The following is a 980-nucleotide window of genomic DNA, read 5'->3' on the forward strand; positions in this document are numbered from 1 at the left end:
CTAGGGCGCGTCTCCTAAGTCGTTAGCCACATGGTGATGGCCCGGAGGACGACGGCTCCTCGGTAGACGGTGGCGAGCCTGTCGTAGCGGGTGGCGATGCCACGCCATTGCTTGTGGTCGTTGAACGAGCGCTCGATGACGTTGCGGCCCTTGTAGGTGATCGGGTCGAAGGCCGGTGGTCGGCCACCGGCCGAGCCGCGGCGAGCGCGATGTCTGACCTGGTCAGACGGTTGCGGGATCACCGCGGTGATACCGCGCTCGCGAAGCATGGTCCTGGTGGCGCGAGAGGAGTAGGCCTTGTCGCCGATCAGCGCTGTGGGGCGGGTGCGTGGTCGGCCTGGCCCCAGTCGGCGCACCGCGAGTTGAGCCAGCAGCGGCTGCAGCATCGGGGAGTCGCCGGCCTGCCCGGGTGTCAGCGCGATGACCAGCGGTCTACCGCGGCCGTCGACGAGCTGGTGAATCTTGGTGGACAGGCCGCCCCGGGAGCGTCCGATCGCATGATCGGGCGGTTCTTCCCACGGGTTCTTGTAACTCGGCTCAGCCCCCTGTGTGGCGCACCGGACGACGGCCGGCGGGCTCCTCCACCCGACTGGCGTTGGTCGCGTGCTGATGGGCCCGGTTGACGGTGGAGTCCACGCTGACCATCCAGTCGATGTCTCCCGCGGCCTGCGCTTCGGCGAGCAGCCGGGCGTGGATCTTGTCCCACGTGCCATCGGTGCTGAACCGGTGGTGCCGCTTCCACACGGTCTGCCACGGGCCGAACGAGGCGGGCAGATCACGCCACGCGACCCCAGTCCGGAACCGGTAGATCACCCCTTCCACGACCTGGCGGTGATCGCGGAAGGGCCGCGATCTCACGCCGTCCGAGGACGGCATCAACGCCTCAATCCGCTCCCACTGAGCGTCGGTCAGCACTCGATCGCGAGACATATCCGCAGCAAATCAGCCCCACCACGCTCAACTTAGGAGACACGCCCTAG

General features: G+C 67.9%; 1 pseudogene. It reads right to left on the reverse strand.

The features are described 5' to 3' along the window. Positions 1 to 14: 14 nt before the first annotated feature. Positions 15 to 930: pseudogene (locus E9549_RS22815) on the reverse strand (IS5 family transposase). Positions 931 to 980 lie beyond the last annotated feature (50 nt).

The sequence above is a fragment of the Blastococcus sp. MG754426 genome (genome assembly GCF_021699055.1).
Classification (GTDB): domain Bacteria; phylum Actinomycetota; class Actinomycetes; order Mycobacteriales; family Geodermatophilaceae; genus Blastococcus.